Here is an 18,532-nt window from a genome sequence, read left to right on the forward strand (position 1 = left end):
TGACGCGGTTTGGGCGACTGTAACAATCCTGTTGGTGCGCATGGGCAGAGGTCGCGGCTCTGTGCACGTTTTCTATCGGCAAACGAGGAATTCCCTTGAAACGTACCCTTCTGAGCACCCTGATCCTGTCCGCAGTAGCGAGCTTCGCCCATGCGGCCGATACCGCGCAGCACGCCGCCAAGCCGGCAGCACCGATTTCCGGCATCGACACCCAGTACATCGACCCGTCGGTGCGCCCGCAGGACGACTTCTTCACCCACCTGAACGGCAAGTGGCTGAAGGCCACCGAGATCCCGGCCGACAAGTCGAGCCACGGCACCTTCATGCAGCTGCGCGACGACAGCCAGATGCAGGTACGCGCCATCGTCGAGGCGGCGCAAAAGGATCCGTCGAAGAAGGCCGGCACCGACGTCCAGAAGATCGGCGACCTGTACGCCAGCTTCATGGATGAAGCGCGCCTGGAAACCCTCGGCGTAAAACCGCTGGCGGGCGAACTGCAGCGCATCCGCACCCTGAAGGACAAGAAGGGCGTGCCGCAGCTGGTGGCCCACCTGTCGAAGATCGGCGTCGCCACCCCATACGGCATCCGCGTCGGCCAGGATGCGCGCGCGTCCACCAAGTACGCCACCTACGTCGGCCAGGGCGGCCTCGGCATGCCCGACCGCGACTACTACCTGAAGCTCGACGACAAGCGCATGGCCGACACCCGCGCCAAGTACGAAGCGCACGTGGCCAAGGTCCTGACGCTGGCCGGCGAAAAGAACGCCGCCGCCCAGGCCAAAGCCATCGTCGACTTCGAGACCGAGCTGGCCAAGGTGCAGTGGACCAAGGTCGAGAACCGCGACCCGGTCAAGCGCTACAACAAGATGAGCGTGGCCGAACTGGGCGCACTGACCCCGGGCTACGACTGGAATGCGGCGCTGGCGGCAAGCGGCGTCGGCAACAAGCTCGACTACATCATCGTTGCCCAGCCGAGCTACCTGACCGGCTTCAACGAGGTGCTGGCCAAGACCGACCTGGCGACCCTGAAGTCGTATTTCGAGTGGCACCTGCTGCGCGAATACTCGCCTTACCTGTCGAAGGATTTTGTCGACGCCAACTTCGCCTTCTACGGCACCACGCTGACCGGCGCGGCCGAGAACCGTCCACGCTGGAAGATCGGCGTCTCGCTGGTCGAAGGCGCACTGGGCGAAGCCGCCGGCCGCCAGTACGTGGCCAAGCACTTCCCGGCCGAGCGCAAGGCACGCATGGAAGAGCTGGTGAAGAACGTCACCGCCGCCTACAAGCAGAGCATCGACGAACTCGACTGGATGACCCCGACCACCAAGGTCGAAGCGCAAGCGAAACTGGCCAAGTTCGTGCCGAAGGTCGGCTACCCGAACAAGTGGCGCGACTACTCGAAGCTGGCCATCCGCAAGGACGACCTGGTCGGCAACGTCAAGCGCGCTTCCGAGTTCAGCTACAACCGCAACATCGCCAAGCTCGGTAAGCCGATCGACCGCGAAGAGTGGGGCATGACGCCGCAGACGGTGAACGCCTATTACAGCAGCTCGATGAACGAAATCGTGTTCCCGGCCGCGATCCTGCAGCCGCCGTTCTTCGACATGCGCGCCGACGACGCCGTCAATTACGGCGCGATCGGCGCCGTCATCGGCCACGAAATCGGCCACGGCTTCGACGACAAGGGCAGCCAGTCCGACGGCGACGGCAACCTGCGCAACTGGTGGACGAAAGAAGACCGCGACGCCTTCCAGAAGCGCGCCGACATGCTGGTCAAGCAGTACAACGGCTACAGCCCGCTGCCTGGCTACAACGTCAACGGCGAACTGACCCTGGGCGAGAACATCGGCGACCTGTCGGGCCTGGCCATTGCCTATAAAGCCTACAAGATCTCGCTGGGCGGCAAGCCTGCACCGGTCATCGACGGCCTGACCGGCGACCAGCGCTTCTTCATGGGCTTCGGCCAGGTATGGCGCAGCAAAATGCGCGAAGCGCAGCAGATCGTGCAAGTGAAAACCGACCCGCACTCGCCGGGCCAGTTCCGCGCCAACGGCACCGTGATGAACCACCCGGCCTTCTACGAAGCGTTCGGCGTGAAAGAAGGCGACAAGATGTATCTGGCGCCTGAGAATCGCGTCAAGATCTGGTAAAGTCATCGACCGGCCGGGTCAACGGCATGGGCATGCAGACGTATGCATGCCATGCATATATCCCGGCCGATCGCGGCAACCGTCATCGAACCGGCGCCACGAGCGCCGGTTTTTCATCCGGTCGTACCCACATCACGGACAAGAGAGAGACATGAAAAAACAATATCTGATGAGCGCATTGACGCTGGCGCTGGTCGCCAGCGTGGCCCAGGCAGCACCTGCGGCGGAAACCGCGGCAGGTGTGGCTGCACCAAATAACGCAAAAACGAGCAAGGCTCCGGTCCTGTCGGCCGGCATCGCGATGGAATACATCGAGCCGGGCGTGCGTCCGCAAGACGACTTCTTCGAATACCTGAACGGCAAGTGGCTGAAAACCGTCGAAATCCCGGCCGACAAATCGAGCTGGGGCTCGTTTGCCAAGCTGCGCGACGACACCCTGCCGCAACTGCGCACCATCATCGAGCGCGCAGCCGCCGACAAGAACGCCGCCGCCGGCAGCGAAACCCAGAAGATCGGCGACTTCTACGCCAGCTACATGGACGAAGCGCGTCTCGAGCAACTGGGCATCTCGCCCCTGAACGCGGAACTGGCGAAGATCGCCGCCATCAAGGATAAATCCGAGCTGCCGGCCCTGCTGGCGCGCTACGTGAAGCTGGGCCTGGACGTGCCGGTCGTGTTCTACATCCACCAGGACGCCAAGGATTCGACCAAATACGTGGCCGACCTGTACCAGGCAGGCCTGGGCATGCCGGACCGCGACTACTACCTGAAAACGGACGACGCCAAGCTGGCCGACGCCCGTGCCAAATATGGCCAGCACATCGAGAAGATGCTGAGCATGGCCGGCGACAAGAACGCCGCCGCCAACGCGAAGGCCATCCTCGCTTTCGAGACCGAGATCGCGCGCGCGCAGTGGACCAAGGTCGAGAACCGCGACCCGGTCAAGACCTACAACAAGGTGGAACTGTCGAAACTGGCCGAGGTCGCGCCGGGCTTCGACTGGAAGTCGTGGATGGACGGCGCCGGCATCAGCGGCAAGACCTCGTACGTCATCGTCAGCCAGCCAACTTACCTGAAGGGCTTTGCCGAACTGGCAAATAAAACCTCGCTGGAGACCTGGAAGGCCTACCTGCAGATGCACATGATCGACGCGTATGCCGCCTACCTGTCGAAGGCCTTCGTCGATCAGCGTTTCGCCTTCTACGGCACCACGCTGTCGGGCGCACCGCAGAACGAACCGCGCTGGAAGCGTGGCGTCGGCGTAGTCGAGCGCGGCCTTGGCGAGGCGGTCGGCAAGCAGTATGTCAAAGAGCACTTCCCGGCCGAGCGCAAGGCGCGCATGGAAAAGCTGGTGGCGAACCTGCTGGCGGCCTATAAAGACTCGATCAACACCCTCGACTGGATGAGCGCGGCGACCAAGAAGGAAGCGCAGGCGAAACTGGCTAAGTTCACCCCGAAGATCGGCTACCCGAACAAGTGGAAGGATTATTCGGCATTGAGCGTCAAGCGTGACGACCTGGTCGGCAACGTGATGCGCTCGCGCGAGGTCGAGTACAACCGCGAACTGAACAAGCTGGGCAAGCCGATCGACCGCGACGAGTGGGGCATGACGCCGCAGACCGTGAACGCCTACTACAACCCGGAACTGAACGAGATCGTGTTCCCGGCATCGATCCTGCAGCCGCCGTTCTTCGACGCGAACGCGGACGACGCGGTCAACTACGGCGGCATCGGCGCCGTGATCGGCCACGAGATCAGCCACGGCTTCGACGACCAGGGCGCCCAGTACGACGGCAACGGCAACCTGCGCGACTGGTGGAGCCCGTCGGACCACAAGAACTTCAAGGCCAAGACCAAGATGCTGGTCGACCAGTACAGCGCCTACAGCCCGCTGCCGGGCTACAACGTCAACGGCGAACTGACCCTGGGCGAAAACATCGCCGACAACTCGGGCCTGGCCATCGCAGCGAAGGCATATAAAATCTCGCTGAAGGGCAAGAAGGCGCCGGTGATCAACGGCCTGACCGGCGAGCAGCGCCTGTACATGGGCTGGGCGCAGGTCTGGCGCTCGAAGATGCGCGAAGCGGCGCAGATTGCGCAAGTCAAGACCGACCCCCACTCGCCGGGCCAGTACCGCGCCAACGGCACCCTGAAGAACCAGCCGGGCTTCTACGAAGCCTTCAAGGTCAAGGAAGGCGACAAGATGTACCTGGCGCCGAAGGACCGCGTGATCATCTGGTAAGCACGTCGTTGTAGGGACGTAACCGGAGCATCAAGTAAAAGCCCTGCCAGTCTGACTGGCGGGGCTTTTTATTTGCTCCGACAGGTTTCGCCAGCAAAAAAAAACCGGAGGGTTTCCCCTCCGGCTTCTACTTTCACGGCTGTCCGTGCGGCTTAGCGCGGCACGATCGCGAACTGTGCACCGTTCGCGTAATTCGGCTTGACTGGACGCGCTTCGAACTTGGTCCAGGCGGCGGCGCCACGGGCGCCGGCGAAGGTCGCCGCGTAGGCCACGGCCGGCTGCATGTTGGCCGGATAGCCCATCACGGAGGTGGCATAACCGTCCATCTCGCCGACCTTGATGCCGAGCGAGGTGGCCATGGCGGCGCTGCCGCAGGCGAGCGTCACGTAGTCCGGGCTGCTGGCCTTGAAGGCTTCCGCAATCGTCTTGTACAGCGGGCTGGTGGCGGTCGGACGCACGTTCATCTTGTACATCGCGCTGCCGACCCAGCAGGTGCCGGTGCCGATCAGGCGTTCGATCGGGTAGGTCGCCTTCCACTGCAGCAGCGGGAGTGCCTTGGTGAAGCCGAGTTCCGCGGTATGGCCCAGGGCTGAGGTGAAGAAGTCGTCCTGCCACGGTGCCACGCCGAGCTCGCTGCTATACACGATGGCCGAACCGCTGGTGATCACGCCCAGGGCGTTCGCGCCGGCGCCGCCGTTCGTGAAGTGGGTGGTGTACCAGTTGAGATTGTTCGTCAGGATCTGGTTGAAGTGACCCTTCAGGCGATCGCTGTCCGGCGTGATGTAGGCCGCCTGGGCCAGCGAGCGCAGGCTCCACGCCTGGCCGCGCACCTGGTTCTTGTGCAGCAGGCCCTGGATATTGCCGCGGTAGCCAGGATTGCTCGAGAACACGTTCCACATCGACCAGAACTGCAGCTCTTCCAGGTAATAGTGGTCGCCGGTGACGAGGTAGGGCAGGTAGGCGAAATTGGCCTGGTGCGAGGAGTCGTGCTTGTAAGGCGTCGTACACACGGTCTTCGGGCAATCCGGGAAGATCTCGTACTTTCCCGTCGCCGGGTTCTTCGTGTCGATCCGGGTGCCGTGGATGGTCATGTAGGGGTAGTCCATCAGGGTGATCGGCTTGCCCGTGTTCTTGTCGCGGAAGTGCATCGACCAGCTGCCGGCGAGGTCGGCGGTGCCGAGGGTCGCGTCCTTGGCGCGCTTGTCCATGCTCAGCAGGTAGCTGGTGGCCCAGCTAGGCAACAGGCCGATGTCGTCGCGCCCACCGGTCGCGGACATGACTGCCCTGGCCAGGCCCACCTTCATCGGTTCGGTGACGACGCCGCTGAACTTGGTCTTGATGGCGCCCAGTTCGGCCTCGGCGATCTTGACGCGCTGGTCGTAGTTCGGCAGCGCGCGGCTGGCAAGCAGGTAGGCCGTGTTGTGCTTCACGTGCACCTGGCCGGCGTCGCCGCCCCACCAGAACACCTTGCGCCAGCGCGCGTGGTGGTAATGGGTCATGGCCGGCTTCGCATACACGACGGCGCCGCCCACCACGACCTGGGCATCGTAGGTGAAGTTCTGCGGGGCTGCTTCGTAGGCCCAGGCGTTTTCGAGGGTGACGTCGACGCGCGCCTTTTTGATGGCGTCGTACCAGCGGATGGCGAAACGCGCGCTCAGGTGCGGGTGGACGCGGCCGTCGGCCGTCTTGAGCGGCGCCGAAACGTGCCATTCGTTGGCGACGCTGCCCGCCAGCCAGGTCTGGACCGCGCCGGCCTTGATCAGGTCATCGGCCGAGGCGCTGTAGCGCACGCCCGCGATCGTCGCGTGCACGGCCGAGCTGAATTTGTTCGCCGACAGGGCCGTTGGCGCCAGGCCGGCGCTCTTGGCGGCCGTCGATTTCATCAGCGACAAGGTGCGGCCCTGGCCCGCGGCCAGGCTCGGGACGATGCCCGACACCACTGCATGGCGCACCGAACCGTCGGCATGGGTTGCCTTGACGTCGATCTGCAGGGGAATGCTGGTGCCGTCCTCGAAGCGGCCGACGAGCGAGTCGGCCGGCATCAGGTGGCCGGCGGCGAACACCTGGCCGAAGGTCAGCGGCACATTGGTCTGGGCAGTGGCGGCCGTGTTATCGACGCGCACGTCGGTGACGACACCGACGGCGGTGCTCGTCACGGTCGTGGTCGCGTTGCTGACGGTGGCCGCGGTAGCGGCGGGCGTGCCGAGGAGGGTAGTGGCGAACGCTGCGACGACAGCGGTTCGTAGTGCAAGAGTCTGGAGTGGAAAGGTCATGGCGGTCTTCGAAAAGTTACTTTTGGGAACAATCGTTTCCCGTTGGAATTTCCGAAGGTTAAGCCAAAGAAAGCACGCACAACACAAAAAATCGTCCGAATGTTCAAAATCTATCCCAAATACAACACTATGTTATAGAAATTTTTACGAATATTATTTGTCGGAAAACCCTTCCGTTGAAATTTTATGTTAAGTTTACAGAAATATAAAAGTGCAACTGATGGGCTGAGCCACTGTTGATGCTCCACGGGAGAGCTTGAACGCCCGGCGGCGGCGTACCGGCGAAAAAAAGCCGGGGACGCTGCCCCGGCTTTTCATGTGCTGTTTGCGGCTTAGCGCGGCCGGATCGCGAACTGCGCACCCTTCGAGTAGTCCGGCTTGACCGGGCGTGCCTCGAATTTGGCCCAGGCGGCGGCGCCGCGGGCGCCGGCGAAGGTCGCCGCGTAGGCCAGGGCCGGCTGCATGTTGGCCGGGTAACCCATGACCGAGGTGGCATAACCGCTCATCTCGCCGATCTTGATGTCGAGCGAGGCGGCCATCTCGGCGCTGCCGCAGGCGAGCGTCACGTAGTCCGGGCTGCTGGCCTTGAAGGCTTCGGCGATGGTCGTGTACAGCGGGCTGGTCGAGGTCGGACGCACGTTCATCTTGTACATCGCACTGCCGACCCAGCAGGTACCGTCGCCGATCATGCGCTCGATCGGGAAGGTCGCCTTCCACTGCAGCAGCGGAAGTGCCTTCGTGAAGCCGAGTTCCGCCGTATGGCCCAGGGCCGAGGTGAAGAAGTCGTCCTGCCAGGGAGCCACGCCGAGTTCGCTGCTATAGACGATGGCCGAACCGGTAGTGATCACGCCCAGGGCATTCGCGCCGGCGCCGCCGTTCGTGAAGTGGCTCGTGTAATAGTCGAGGTTATTCGTCAGGATCTGGTTGAAGTGTCCCTTCAGGCGGTCGCTGTCCGGCGTAATGTAGGCCGCTTCGGCCACCGAGCGCAGGCTCCATGCCTGGCCGCGCACCTGGTTCCTGTGCAGCAGGCCCTTGATATTGCTGCGGTAGCCTGGATTGCTCGAGAACACGTTCCACATCGACCAGAACTGCAGCTCTTCCAGGTAGTAATGGTCGCCGGTGACTAGGTAGGGCAGGTAGGCGAAGTTGGCCTGGTGCGAGGAGTCATGCGAGTACGGGGTGGTGCACACCGTCTTCGGGCAGGTAGGGAAGGCTTCGTACTTGCCTGTGGCAGGGTTTTTCGTATCGCCGATGTTGCCCAGGATCGTCATATACGGATAGTCCATCAGGGTGATCGGCTTGCCGGTGTTCTTGTCGCGGAAGTGCATCGACCAGCTGCCGGCCAGGTCGGCGGTACCGAGGGTCGCGTCCTTGGCGCGCTTGTCCATGCTCAGCAGGTAGCTGGTGGCCCAGCTCGGCAGCAGGCCGATGTCGTCGCGTCCGCCCGTGGTGGCCATGGCCTTGACGGCCAGGCCCACGTTCATCGGCTCGGTGACGGTGCCGCTGAACTTGGTCTTGAGAGCAGCCAGTTCGGTTTCGGCAATCTTGAAGCTCTGGTCGTAGTTCGGCACGGCGCGGCTGGCGATCAGGTAAGCCGTGTTGTGTTTCACGTAGGCTTGGCCGGCGTCGCCGCCCCACCAGAACGTTTTGCGCCAGCGGGCGTGGTGATAATGGGTCATGGCCGGCTTCGAATACACGACGGCGCCGCGCACCATGACTTCGGCGTCATAGGTAATATTTTGCGGATTCGGCTCGTAGGCCCAGGCGTTTTCGATGGTGACGTCAACGCGCGCCTTCTTGATGGCGTCGTACCAGCGGATCGCGAAACGGGCGCTCAGGTGCGGGTGCACGACACCGTCGGCCGTCATCAGCGGCGTCGAGACATGCCATTCGTTGGCGACGCTGCCCGACAACCAGGTCTGGACAGGCGCGCCGGTCTTGATCAGGTCGTCGGCCGACGCGTAGTAGCGCACGCCGCCGATGGTGGCATGCACGGACGAGCTGAAGCCGTTCGCCAGCAAGGTCTGCGGACCCAGTCCGGCGTCTTGCGGGGCGTTCGTCCTCATCAGCGACATGGCGCGGCCCTGGCCCGCGGCCAGGCTCGGGACGATGCCCGACACCACCGCGTGGCGCACCGAACCGTCCGGGTGGGTCGCCTTGACGTCGATCTGCAGGGGGATGCTGGTGCCGTCCTCGAAACCGCCGACCAGGGTGTCGGCCGGCATCAGGTGGCCTTCACCGAAGACCTGGCCGAAGGTCACCGGCAGGTTGGCCTGGGCAACGGCGCTGGTGTTTTCGATACGCACGTCGGTGACGGTGCCGAACACGGTATAGGTACCGATCGGTGCGATACTGGCAGGCATGGACGTAGCCGGCTCGGACACGATGATCGGCGCACTGGTCGGCGGCGATACCGGGGCCGGTACGGCGGCGCCATCGGTGGTCGGCGCAGTAAGAGCTGGGGCGGCTGGGGCGGTTGGGGCGGCCGGGGCCGTAGCGGCCGGGGAGGTCGGGCTGGCCGAGCTGGTCGATGCCAGGCTTGCATTCGAGCCTGCGCCACCGCCGCCGCCGCAGGCGACAAGGGTGGTACCGAATGCCGCGATTGCGGCAATTCGCAGTGCAAAATTCTGGAGTGGGAGTGTCATGGCGTCTTCAGAGAAGTTACTGTGGGGAATAAATTATTGCCCCAAGGAATTTTCTAAAGATTACGCCAAAGCAAGATCACAGAACAGAAAAATGCGGCGCACAGTTCAATATTTCGTCCAAATACAACGTAATATTGTCGAGTATTTTACGAATATTATTTGCTTTGAAAGTCTCTTGTCTTTTCTTTATCTGACTGCCGAGTGATGTGACCAAATAAAAAAACCGCCCAGCGGGCGGTTTTACAGGCTTGCCGGATGACTTCGCTCAACGCGAGGAGGCCACCATGAAGTCGACTGCGGCCTTGACATCGGCATCCGGCGCGCTTGAACCGCCTTTCGGCGGCATCACGCCGGACTTGCCCTGATAACCCTTGATCGCATGTTCGTACAGCACGGCGTTGCCCTGCTTGATGCGCGGCGCCCAGTTGGCCTTGTCGGCCAGCTTCGGCGCACCGGCGACACCCGCGCCGTGGCAGGCCATGCAGGCGCTGTTATACAGGGCCTTGCCGGCGTCGGCGACTGCCGGCGCGGCAGCAGCAGCCGGGGCGGCAGCCGCGGCTGGCGCCGGGGTGGCCGCGCTGGCCGGCGCCGTCGGGGTGGCGCTGGCCGGGGTGCCGGCGACCGGCGAAGCGGTGGCGGCATTCACGGCGACCGGAGCGGCGGCCGCTTCGGTGCCGGCGGCTGCGGTGGCAGCGGCGGCAGGCGCTGCGGCGTGAGCGGCCGGTTCCTTGAACTTGGCGCCGCTCTGGTTCGCCATATAGACGACGGCGCGTTCGACTTCGAGGTTGTCCAGGTCCGGGTTGCCGCCCTTGGCCGGCATGGCGCGGATGCCTTCGATCGCATGTTTCACCAGGGTGTCGTAGCCCTGCGCCAGGCGCGCGCTCCAGTCCGCGGGCGCACCGGTCTTCGGCGCACCGGCTGCACCGGTGCTGTGGCAGGCGGCGCACACGGCGGTGTAGACCGCACCGCCCGCCTGCAGTACTTTCGGCGCATTCGCGTCGACCAGCGTAAAGCCTTCCTCGGCCACCGGGCGCAGACGCGCCGCGACCGCATCCGGCGCCGAGCTGTTGGTGCCGGCGCCTTCTACCTTGTCGCTCGTGACGAAGACGACGAGCAGGATGATGCCGATAACGATTACCAGGAAGAACCCTGCGACTACACCAATCAGCTGCTTGGGCGTCCGGATAAACGATTGTTCATTGTGTGCGTCGCTCATGATTTCCTTAATACGATTAAAAAAACCTGCTACCCGGCGCTTGTGCTTCCTGCATGACTTTTTTGCAAAGGCCGCCAGCAGGCGATTATAGTCTCAAAAGATTCCTCATGGCACATGCATTGTGTAGCCGTTCCAGCTTTCCATGGACGCGGGCGGCGAAAGACGGTATCCTTCGCATCGCTCAGGAGTTTCACCTGGGTACCTCGTTGTTCCCCGTGCGGCTGTAGCTCAGTGGATAGAGTATTGGCCTCCGAAGCCAAGGGTCGCTGGTTCGATTCCAGCCAGCCGCACCATTTCCCTCCCGTTTTCCCTCGTCGATGCCTTTCTTGTCTGCCAATACGCGGGCATGCCGTCGCCTGGGCGCCGCCTTCTGTCCTGTTTTCCGCCGAGTCCGGCGCCAACCCCCTTCCTGCACGCCTTCCGCACTGCACGAAACTCAACAGTATTGGCAATAAAAACAACAGCTTCCGCGATTTTTCCTGTCTAAAATGCAAGTTGAATAGGGCATCGGTTATACTCTCCATCCCGGTCACTGTCGCGGCTGCCGCTGTGTGAAACTCAAGGAAACGTCGAAATGCCAGTAGAAGATCAGGTGCGACTCCGCATCGCCATGCTGCGCTTCCTGATGATTTTCGGGGTCGTCCTCCTGCATGTCCCCCCTTTCGTTCCCTTTGCCGAACTCACCAACGAACCCTTCGCCCTGACCAAGGCCTTCCTGCAACTGGCCGTGTTCCGCTGCACGGTGCCGGTGCTGACCGTCATTTCCGGCTACTTACTGTTTCGCTCGGCGATCGACCAGGATCCGCTGCGGCTTGCAAAAAAGAAAGGCAAGACCATCCTGGTGCCTTTCCTGTTTTTCAACCTGTCGCTGCTGGCGGCTGCCCTCGTGCTCTACCATGGCGCCGGCATGGCACTGTCGAGCGGAATTCCGCCGGCCGACCTGCGCGGCTGGCTCGACCTTGCCTTCGGCTACCGCGATTCGCCTATTAATTACCCGCTGAACTTCCTGCGCGACCTGCTGGTGCTGATGCTGCTTGCACCCGTGTTCGGCTTCTTCCTGCGCCACGCGCCCTGGGTTGGACTGGTGCTCGTATTCGGCATCTTCATGAACAATCTCGACCGCGCGCTGCTGCTGCGCGACGTGATGGCGCCCATCTTTTATATCGGCGGGCTGGCTGCCGTGCGCGGCTGGAACCTGGTCGCCTTCGACCGCTTCGCCTGGCCGGCGCTGATCGCCTTCCTGCTGGCCTGCGTCTGGATCGTGGCGATGCGCGTCGCCAATACCAATTACCTGCGCCTGGTCGCCCCTTTCCTGATCTGGCCCGCCGCCTCGCTGCTGGCGCCGACCGCGTTCGGGCGCTGGATGGCGAGAATGAGCAAATACAGCTTTTTCGTGTTCGTCGCCCATGCGCCGGTGTTGCTGGCAACCTGGATCGCCTTCAAACCCTTCGCCTCCTGGGTGCCGTATCCCGTGTACTGGGTGCTGGCCCCCTTCGTGGTGGTGGCTTTGTTGGTCGTGACCTATCGCCTGCTGGCGCGCTACACGCCGGGGCTGCTGGGCGCCGTGCTCGGCACCCACGTGGATGCGCGCCCGGCGCCCAAGGCTGCCGCCGCAACGGCAGCCGCGCCGGCCGGAAGTTAATACATTGGATATATAAATCCCGTGCGCACGATTCATTTTCAATTCGCAACTTGTTTGTTGGAAAATGCTAATATTTCAATATCCGCTGCCTGCCGAGCTGTTTTCGCGCTTCGGCATGCAGGTAAACATCATGGCCGGATACGCCGTGCATGCGCGGTCACACTGCCTAGGCAAGTCGATGCCTGCGTGACCGGAGCACCACAATTTTCCATGCCACACTAGTTGGCGCAATAGCAAAACTTTATTCGATAACGGAAGCTGATAATGAAAGCAGATCAGGTCGTCGCGGTAGTAGGACTGGGGTATGTCGGGTTACCGCTCGCAGTAGAATTCGGCAAAAAAGTACGGACGATCGGTTTCGACCTGTCGGCCTCGAAAATCGAGAACTACAAAAAATTCATCGATCCGACCGGTGAAGTGTCGACCGAACAGCTGCAGGCTGCGGGTCGCCTCGAAGTCACCACCGACCCGGCCATGCTGGCCCAGGCCGACTACGTCGTGGTCGCCGTGCCGACCCCGGTCGACATCGCCCACAACCCGGACTTCACCCCGCTGATCGGCGCCAGCACCACGGTCGGCAAGAACCTCAAGCCAGGCGCGATCGTCATCTTCGAGTCGACCGTCTACCCGGGCGCGACCGAAGAAGTCTGCATCCCGCTGCTGGAAAAGCATTCGGGCACCAAGTGGAAGGAAGGCTTCCACGTCGGCTTCTCGCCGGAGCGCATCAATCCGGGCGACAAGGAACACACCCTGACGACCATCCTGAAAGTGGTGTCCGGCGACGACGACGAGACCCTGGAGCGCGTCGCCCAGCTGTACGAGACCGTGATCACCGCCGGCGTGCACCGCGCTTCGAGCATCAAGGTGGCCGAAGCGGCGAAAGTCATCGAAAACACCCAGCGCGACCTGAACATCGCCCTGATGAACGAACTGGCGATCATCTTCGACAAGATCGGCATCGACACGCTGGAAGTGCTCAAGGCGGCCGGCACCAAGTGGAACTTCCTGCCGTTCCGTCCGGGCCTGGTCGGCGGCCACTGCATCGGCGTCGACCCGTACTACCTGACCCACAAGGCCGAGATGGTCGGCTACCACCCGCAGGTGATCCTGGCGGGCCGCCGCATCAACGACGGCATGGCGAAATTCGTTGCCGAGAAAACCGTGAAATCGATGATTTCCTCGGGCTTCCAGGTCAAGGGCGCCAAGGTCAACGTCATCGGCCTGACCTTTAAGGAAAACTGCCCGGACCTGCGCAATTCGAAAGTGGCCGACATCGTCCATGAACTGGAAAGCTACGGCGTCGACGTCCACGTCTGGGATCCGCTGGCCGAAGCCGACGAAGCCGAGCACGAGTACGGCATCAAGCTGGAAAGCTGGGACAGCCTGCCGAAGGCCGACGCCCTGATCGCCGCCGTGCCGCACAAGGAAGTGCTGGCCATGTCGCTGACCGATATCCAGTCCAAGCTCAACGACGGCGGCTGCTTCATCGACGTCAAGTCGCAGTTCGACCAGGCCGCCCTCGGCGAGGCCGGTTACTGCGTCTGGCGCCTGTAACAGATAGGAAATTGCTCGACAAAGTGGCAGGGCCCTGGCCCTGTCCCCCGCATCCGGCCTGGCCGGCCTGCGGGAGATCCGCGGCGGCGCGGCAAGGCCGGCGCCGGGGATCACCCTTCATTATCAAGAAAGTGTTCGGAAAACTGTGAATAAGATTCAAGACGTTAGGCAGCAGCTCGGCGAGCACAGCCATCATTGGCTGGTCACCGGCGCGGCCGGCTTCATCGGCTCGAACCTGGTCGAGGCGCTGCTGGCGCTCGGCCAGCGTGTGACCGGGCTCGACAACTTTGCAACCGGGAATCGTCGCAATCTGGAGCTGGTGAAAGAATCTGTCACGCAAGAGGCCTGGACGAAATTTAATTTCATCGAAGGCGATATCCGCAACCCTGCCGACTGCGCCCAAGCCTGCGCCGGCGTCGACTTCGTATTGCACCAGGCCGCCCTCGGCTCCGTGTCGCGCTCGATCGACGATCCCATCAATACCAACGCCACCAACGTCACCGGCTTCCTCAACATGCTGGTTGCCGCGCGCGACGCGAAGGTACGCCGTTTCGTCTACGCCGCGTCGAGCTCGACCTATGGCGACCACCCGGCGCTCCCCAAAGTGGAAGACGTGATCGGCAATCCGCTGTCGCCCTACGCCGTGACGAAATACGTCAACGAGCTGTATGCGAACGTGTTTGGCCGTACCTACGGCATGGAATCGATCGGCCTGCGCTACTTCAACGTGTTCGGCCCGCGCCAGGACCCGCACGGCGCCTACGCCGCGGTGATCCCGCAGTGGGTGGCCGCGCTGATCCGCAACGAGCCGCTGCGCATCAACGGCGACGGCGAGACCAGTCGCGATTTCTGCTACATCGACAACGTGGTGCAGGCGAACCTGCTGGCCGCCATGGCGCCGGCCGAAGCCGCGAACCAGGTGTACAACGTCGCGCTCAACGAGCGCACCAGCCTGAACCAGCTGTACGCGATGATGCGCGACCTGCTGCGCACGCGCTTCCCGCATGTGGACGCGCACCAGCCGCAGTATGTCGACTTCCGCCGCGGCGACGTGCGCCATTCGCAGGCCGACATCGGCAAGGCCGCTACGCTGCTGGGCTACGCGCCGACGCACCGCATCGGCGAAGGCCTGGCGCAAGCCATGGATTGGTACGTGCGCGACCTGCAAGCGCAGGGCGCACCCGGGGCGTCCACGCCCGTCGTGTCCGAGTAAGTAAAAAGAATCATCAGGAGGCTGACGTGTTCAGGATTTCTAACCACTACGTATCGAAGATCGTTTCCATGCTGCTGGTCGTCGAAGTGCTGGTGCTGCTGGGCGCCGCCTACGCCGGCGCCGCACTGCGCTTCATGGACATCGATGCCGCGGTGACCGCGCCGTCGCTCGACCATTTCTTCACCTCGGCAGTCGCATTCGCGCTGGCGATCGTCTTCAGCATGAGCGCAATGGGCATGTACCAGCTCGACTTCGAAGAGGGCCTGCGCCACCCGTTCCTGATGAAGCTGATGCCCTCGTTCGCGATGGGCTTCCTGATCCTGACGCTGGTGTTCTACGTGGCGCCGGAGCTGTCCTTCGGGCGCGGCATCCTGCTGCTGGTGTTCGGCCTGTCGGCAGTCGGCATCTTCATCGCGCGCATGATCTTCTTCAAGACCTCGGAAGCACGCTTCCTGCAGTCGCGCATCATGTTCCTCGGCGGCGGCCCGCTGGCCAAGGAATGCAGCGAGCTGGCCGAGCGCGCCAACCGCTACCACCGCTACAGCATCGCCGGTTTCATCCCGGCGCCGGGCGAAGAGCTGTGCGTGGGCCAGGGCAACCTGCTGAAGATGCGCGACGGCGACTCGCTGGTCAAGCTGGCGCGCCAGTACAACGTGTCGGAAATCGTGGTCTCGGTGCAGAACCGCCGCGGCGGCTTCCCGATCAAGGAGCTGCTCGACTGCAAGCTGCAGGGCCTGAAAGTGACCGATGCCGCCACCTTCTTCGAGCGCGAAACCTGCCAGATCCGGGTCGATTCGATCCAGCCGAGCTGGCTCGTGTTCGGCGGCGGCTTCGACCAGAGTTTCGTGCGCATGTTCATGAAGCGCACCTTCGACCTGGTGTGCAGCACCCTGATCCTGGCGCTGACCTTCCCGCTGATGCTGCTGGCGGCGCTGGCGGTGTGGTTCGAAGACCGCGGCCCGATCTTCTATTCGCAGGAACGCGTCGGCCGCGACGGCAAAAGCTTCTTCGTCCATAAATTCCGCAGCATGCGCGCCGACGCCGAGAAGGGCGGCAAGCCGCAGTGGGCCGCACAGAACGATCCGCGCGTCACCCGCGTGGGCAACTTCATGCGCAAGACCCGTATCGACGAGCTGCCGCAGATCCTGAACGTGTTCAAGGGCGAGATGTCCTTCGTCGGCCCGCGCCCGGAGCGCCCCTACTTCGTGGAACAGCTGATCGAAGTCGTCCCGTACTACAATGTGCGCCACAGCATCAAGCCAGGCATCACCGGCTGGGCGCAGGTGCGCTACGGCTACGGCTCCTCGGCCGAGGACGCGCTGCAAAAGCTGCAGTACGACCTGTATTACGTGAAGAACAACAGCCTGTTCCTCGACTTCCTCGTCCTGATCAACACGCTGAAAGTCGTATTGTTCCGCAGCGGCCGCTAAGGAATTTCGCCGAACATGCCGGGCAGCGCCCGGATAACGATTGCGCCGGGCTCGAATAGCCCGGCTCCTGCCCATGGATAGTGTTTCCCTGACCAGTATCGCCGCCTACAGCTATGGCCTCGCGGCCATCGGCTTCCTGGGCCTGTGCGTGCCGCTCCTGACGAGCTGGCGCGGGCGTGCCTACGGTCCGGTGCTGGTCGCCGCCTGCCTGGCGTCGAGCTTCTGGGCCGCGGCCCTGGCCTGGGCCGCCACCGATCTCCTGATGTGGACCGACCTCTCCGACGGCTTCGAGGTGGCAAGGAATGCCGCCTGGTCGCTGTTCCTGGTCGTGCTGCTGGGCGACTGGCGCAAGCCCGGCAGCCGCCTGACCCTGGGCCTGCGCCCGGCGCTGTTCGTGGCGGCGGTCTGCTATGCGCTGGCCCTGTGCGCGGCCATGCTCGGCTACTGGGACCTGGCCCTGCTCGACAGCGTGCTGCCGGTGATGGCGCGCGTGGTGCAGGCCGTCGGCGGCATGCTGCTGGTGGAGCAGGCCTACCGCAACAAGTCGGTCCAGGAACGCTGGGCCATCAAGTTCGCCTGCCTCGGCATCGGCGGCATGTTCGCCTACGATTTTTATTTGTACAGCCACGCGATGCTGTTCCGCGAAGTCGACCAGGACATCTGGATCGCGCGCGGCGTCGTCAACGCGCTGACGGTGCCGCTGCTGGCGGTGTCGATGGGCCGCGCCAAATCCTGGCGCTCGCCGCTGGCCGTGTCGCGCCGCGCGATGTTCCATTCGGCCGCGCTGTTCGGCTCCGCGATCTACCTGCTGGCAATGGGCTCGGCCGGCTATTACCTGCGCTACTTCGGCGGCAGCTGGGGCACGGTGATGCAGGTGACTTTCCTGTTCGGCGCGCTGCTGCTGCTGGCCGGTATCCTGTTCTCGGGCACCTTCCGCGCCTGGCTGAAGGTCTTCATCAGCAAGCATTTCTACAGCTATGGCTACGACTACCGCGAAGAGTGGATGCGTTTTACGCGCACCCTGTCCGAAGCGGGGCCGGACCTGGGCCAGCGCACCGTGCAGGCGGTGGCCGCGCTGGTCGAGAGCCCGGGCGGGGCGCTCTGGCAGCGCAGGGAACTGGCCAATGGCGCGAGCGCCTTCGTGCCGGTGGCGCGCTGGCAGGTGCCGCTGAGCGACGCTGTCGAACCGGGGGATGCGGCGCTGGCGCGCTTCCTGGAGACGACCCAGTGGGTGATCGACCTGGGCGAATACGCGGAGTACCCGGAAAAGTACGACGGCCTGGTGCTGCCCGAGTGGCTGCTCGCCTGGCCGCGCGGCTGGCTGGTGGTGCCGCTGATGCTGGGCACCAGGCTGTTCGGCTTCGTGCTGTTGCAGACGGCGCGCAGCCAGGTAAAGCTGAACTGGGAAGTGCTGGACCTGCTGGAGATCGCCGGCAGCCAGGCCGCCAGCTACCTGGCGCAGCAGGACGCGGCCGACGGCCTGATGGTGGCGCGCCAGTTCGAGTCCTTCAACCGCATGTCGACTTTCGTGGTGCACGACCTGAAGAACCTGGTCTCGCAGCTGTCCCTGATGAGCACCAACGCGGAAAAGCACAAGCACAATCCCGAGTTCCAGGCCGACATGCTGGAGACGGTGTCGCTGTCGGTGCAGAAGATGCGCCTGATGCTGCAAAAGCTGTCGCGCATCGACGTCGAGGAAAAGCCGGTGCCGCTCGCCATGGACCAGGTGGTGAAACAGGCGGTGGCCATGAAGGCGGCCTTCGAGCCGCGCCCGACGCTCGATGTGCGCGATACCGGCCTGCGCGTGCTGGCCGACCGCGAACGGCTCGAGCGCGTCGTCGGCCACCTGATCCAGAATGCGATCGAGGCCACGCCGAAGGACGGCAGCGTCACCATCGCCCTCGCGCAGGTAGGCGAGTCGGTGCAGGTCGAGATCGCCGATACCGGAGAAGGCATGAGCGAGGCCTTCATCCGCGAACGCCTGTTCAAGCCCTTCGAGTCGACCAAGTCGGCCGGCATGGGCATCGGCGTGTTCGAAAGCCGCGAATACATCAACGAGCTGGGCGGACGCCTGGAAGTCGCAAGCCAGCCGTCCTCCGGCACTACTTTCAAAGTCATCCTGCCACTGTACAAACAGGATGCGCTGCTCGTCGAACGGGCAGCCTGA

At 63.4% G+C, this 18,532-nt stretch carries 11 protein-coding genes and 1 tRNA gene; 9 read left to right on the forward strand and 3 right to left on the reverse strand.

The genetic code is table 11. From position 1 onward, the window contains the following. Positions 1-95 precede the first annotated feature (95 nt). The gene (locus ACWCIA_RS05415) at positions 96-2,150 is read left to right on the forward strand and encodes a M13 family metallopeptidase (RefSeq protein WP_454161568.1); all 2,055 of its coding nucleotides are present in this window, start codon (positions 96-98) and stop codon (positions 2,148-2,150) included. Between the two features lie 151 nt (positions 2,151-2,301). Next, positions 2,302-4,392 (forward strand): M13 family metallopeptidase, encoded by a 2,091-nt coding sequence (locus ACWCIA_RS05420; RefSeq protein WP_454161569.1) that lies wholly within the window; start codon positions 2,302-2,304, stop codon positions 4,390-4,392. A 152-nt stretch (positions 4,393-4,544) separates the two neighbouring features. Here the strand turns inward: ACWCIA_RS05420 and ACWCIA_RS05425 are convergent, their stop codons facing one another. Continuing rightward, positions 4,545-6,665 (reverse strand): hypothetical protein, encoded by a 2,121-nt coding sequence (locus tag ACWCIA_RS05425; protein WP_454161570.1) that lies wholly within the window; start codon positions 6,663-6,665, stop codon positions 4,545-4,547. A 332-nt stretch (positions 6,666-6,997) separates the two neighbouring features. Then, positions 6,998-9,028: an RIFT barrel domain-containing protein gene (locus tag ACWCIA_RS05430; RefSeq protein ID WP_454161571.1), complete on the reverse strand. Its 2,031-nt coding sequence runs from the start codon at positions 9,026-9,028 to the stop codon at positions 6,998-7,000. Positions 9,029-9,050: 22 nt separating this feature from the next. Between ACWCIA_RS05430 and ACWCIA_RS05435 the strand changes: the two genes are divergently transcribed. Further along, a complete protein-coding gene (locus ACWCIA_RS05435; RefSeq protein WP_454161572.1) occupies positions 9,051-9,515 on the forward strand; it encodes a hypothetical protein in 465 nt (154 codons plus the stop codon). Between the two features lie 60 nt (positions 9,516-9,575). On the opposite strand, the gene ACWCIA_RS05440 is transcribed toward ACWCIA_RS05435, so the two are convergent. Beyond that, entirely contained in the window at positions 9,576-10,526 is a 951-nt protein-coding gene (locus ACWCIA_RS05440) for a c-type cytochrome (protein ID WP_454161573.1), read from the reverse strand. A 217-nt stretch (positions 10,527-10,743) separates the two neighbouring features. Between ACWCIA_RS05440 and ACWCIA_RS05445 the strand changes: the two genes are divergently transcribed. From ACWCIA_RS05445 to prsK, 6 genes are all read left to right on the forward strand, one after another. Next, a tRNA-Arg gene (locus tag ACWCIA_RS05445) sits at positions 10,744-10,819 on the forward strand. A 281-nt stretch (positions 10,820-11,100) separates the two neighbouring features. Continuing rightward, the gene (locus ACWCIA_RS05450; protein ID WP_454161574.1) at positions 11,101-12,168 is read left to right on the forward strand and encodes an acyltransferase family protein; all 1,068 of its coding nucleotides are present in this window, start codon (positions 11,101-11,103) and stop codon (positions 12,166-12,168) included. Between the two features lie 264 nt (positions 12,169-12,432). Beyond that, positions 12,433-13,722, forward strand: coding sequence for a nucleotide sugar dehydrogenase (locus tag ACWCIA_RS05455; protein ID WP_454161575.1), 1,290 nt, complete (start codon positions 12,433-12,435; stop codon positions 13,720-13,722). Positions 13,723-13,867: 145 nt separating this feature from the next. Beyond that, the gene (locus ACWCIA_RS05460) at positions 13,868-14,935 is read left to right on the forward strand and encodes an SDR family oxidoreductase (RefSeq protein WP_454161576.1); all 1,068 of its coding nucleotides are present in this window, start codon (positions 13,868-13,870) and stop codon (positions 14,933-14,935) included. 26 nt (positions 14,936-14,961) lie between these two features. Beyond that, positions 14,962-16,365 carry a TIGR03013 family XrtA/PEP-CTERM system glycosyltransferase gene (locus ACWCIA_RS05465; RefSeq protein ID WP_454161577.1) on the forward strand — a complete coding sequence of 468 codons (1,404 nt, stop codon included), beginning with the start codon at positions 14,962-14,964 and terminating at the stop codon, positions 16,363-16,365. 73 nt (positions 16,366-16,438) lie between these two features. Then, positions 16,439-18,532, forward strand: a complete 2,094-nt coding sequence (gene prsK / locus ACWCIA_RS05470; RefSeq protein ID WP_454161578.1) for an XrtA/PEP-CTERM system histidine kinase PrsK — start codon at positions 16,439-16,441, stop codon at positions 18,530-18,532.

This window comes from Massilia sp. SYSU DXS3249 (assembly GCF_053668055.1).

What these genes read in the sequence shown, in the direction of transcription:
- ACWCIA_RS05450 (WP_454161574.1), top strand. Translation starts at nt 11,101, where the DNA reads ATGCCAGTAGAAGATCAGGTGCGACTCCGCATCGCCATGCTGCGCTTC.
- prsK (WP_454161578.1), top strand. Translation starts at nt 16,439, where the DNA reads ATGGATAGTGTTTCCCTGACCAGTATCGCCGCCTACAGCTATGGCCTC.
- ACWCIA_RS05430 (WP_454161571.1), bottom strand. Translation starts at nt 9,028, where the DNA reads ATGCCTGCCAGTATCGCACCGATCGGTACCTATACCGTGTTCGGCACC.
- ACWCIA_RS05425 (WP_454161570.1), bottom strand. Translation starts at nt 6,665, where the DNA reads ATGACCTTTCCACTCCAGACTCTTGCACTACGAACCGCTGTCGTCGCA.
- ACWCIA_RS05420 (WP_454161569.1), top strand. Translation starts at nt 2,302, where the DNA reads ATGAAAAAACAATATCTGATGAGCGCATTGACGCTGGCGCTGGTCGCC.
- ACWCIA_RS05440 (WP_454161573.1), bottom strand. Translation starts at nt 10,526, where the DNA reads ATGAGCGACGCACACAATGAACAATCGTTTATCCGGACGCCCAAGCAG.
- ACWCIA_RS05435 (WP_454161572.1), top strand. Translation starts at nt 9,051, where the DNA reads ATGATCGGCGCACTGGTCGGCGGCGATACCGGGGCCGGTACGGCGGCG.
- ACWCIA_RS05455 (WP_454161575.1), top strand. Translation starts at nt 12,433, where the DNA reads ATGAAAGCAGATCAGGTCGTCGCGGTAGTAGGACTGGGGTATGTCGGG.